Annotated in this window: 1 protein-coding gene and 1 pseudogene; one reads left to right on the forward strand and one right to left on the reverse strand. The window is 75.2% G+C overall.

Annotated features, from left to right (window positions below):
- Positions 1–810 (forward strand): annotated as a pseudogene (locus N4P33_RS34985) (hypothetical protein); the annotation flags it as partial.
- Positions 811–847: 37 nt separating this feature from the next.
- On the opposite strand, the gene N4P33_RS34990 reads toward N4P33_RS34985, so the two are convergent.
- The coding region (locus tag N4P33_RS34990; protein WP_260830938.1) for a cobalamin B12-binding domain-containing protein at positions 848–1,819 on the reverse strand (972 nt) is incomplete at its 5' end.

Consider the following 1,819-nt stretch of genomic DNA (forward strand, 5'->3'; position numbering starts at 1 on the left):
CTGTCGCCGGTGGTCCAGCCGTCGGCGCCCCCGGCGTACGCCGGGCCTGCGGCCGTCGGTTTCGGGCCGCCGCCTTCGATGTCGCCCCAGTCCCCGCCGCGTCCCGTGCCGACGCCTCGCGTCCCGACGCTGCCCGACGCCGCACGTACGGCGGCTCCTGGCCGGCGTACCCGGCGTGTGGCCCTGGCCGTCACGTCCGTCGTCGCCGTGGGCGCCCTGGCCGTCACCGCCACCACGCTGTGGCCGTGGGACGGCGACGGGGGCAACCAGGCCACAGGCAAGGGCAAAGGCAAAGGCCAGGGCACCGGCACGCCGACCGGGTCGCCGACGCCGGTGCAGGGCGGTGGCGACCAGCGCAAGGTCCCGTACGCCCCGTCCGGCTACCGGCTGCGGTTCGCCAACAAGCCCTTCACCTTCGCCCCGCCCGCCCAGGACGGCCAGGCCAACCACCTGGACCTCGACATCCCCCAGTCGACGTACATGGAACGCGACGCGCTCCCGGGCCCGGCCGAGCTCGTCTACAACTCGGACGGCTGGCTGGGCAGTCTTCTGGTGGTGGTCGGAGAGCGCAAGACGGTCTGCACCGAGCAGCAGCAGACGGCCGTCCTGTCCCATCCCCTGCCCGCGGCCGAACTGCGCCTCGGCCGGCAGGTCAAGGTCGGCACCATCCTGTGCGCCATCACCAGCAACGACAACGTTGCGGAGGCGGAGATCACCGAGATCGTGCCGGGCGACGGCCCGGACGGGCTGCCGACCTACAAGGGGTACGTCACCGTGTGGCAGCGCCCGGACGTGAACCAGCCCGGCTGAGCCGCCGTCGGCCGCGGACCTGTGATCCGCAGCTCCGTCACCCGCGGACCAGTGCCTCTATCGCCGTAACGGCCTCCGTGAGGCTCGTCGGGCGTGGCAGTCCGGGCACGGTCTGTCCCGCCCAGCCCGGGCCGAGCGTGAGGACGACCGGGCTTCTGCGGGCGCCGCGCACGCCCCAGGCCATGGCGGCCACGTGCTGGGCCAGCGGCCGGCTGGCGGTGGTGCGGGACTGCGCCCACAGTCCCACGGCGGCCGGTCCGGTCCTGCGTACGGCCGCGACCAGCGACTCGACGGGCAGCGCCCCGCCGAACATGCGGACCGGGATGCCGCGTTCGGCGAGGGCTGCGGCCAGGACCTCCAGGGGCAGCGTGTGCAGCTCGCCCGGGACGCAGGCGAGGAGCGTGCCGGCGCCGGGAGGGTCGCCCGCCGAGGGCGGGGCGCAGCGGCGCAGGGCGCCGGAGATGTGCCAGGACAGGAAGTGCTCGACCTCGACGTACCGCTCGCCCGAGCTCTCCCATTTGCGGCCCACGGCCTGCAGCGTCGGCATGATCACCTCGGTCCAGGCAGGGATCAGGCCGTGCTCCGCGATCGCGGTGGCCAGCAGGTCGTCCAGGGCGGGGGCGTCGAGGCGCAGCGCCGCGCGGGCGATCCCTTTGGCTTCCTGACGGGCGTCGCCCAGACGGAGCCCGCTGCCGGCGCGGGTGCGAGCGCGGGCGGGCGCGGGCCGGGGTGGTTGCGTCGCTTGCGTCGGTCGCGTCGGTTGCGTCGGCCGCATCGCTTGCGTCGATTGGGTCGGTCCGGGAGCGGACTCGGTGTCAACGTCGCCGCGCACCATGCGGGCGGCCTCCGCGGGCGGCATCCCCGTCGCCGTCAGGGCGCACATGCGTTCCAGGCGTGCCACGTCGGCGGGCGTCCAGCGCCGGTGCCGACCGCCGGTGTGGGCCCGGGGACCGAGGCCGTAGCGGTGGTCCCAGCTGCGGATGGTGGTCGGCGCCACGCCGAGCCGCCG

The sequence above is a fragment of the Streptomyces sp. 15-116A genome (genome assembly GCF_025290915.1).
GTDB lineage: Bacteria > Actinomycetota > Actinomycetes > Streptomycetales > Streptomycetaceae > Streptomyces.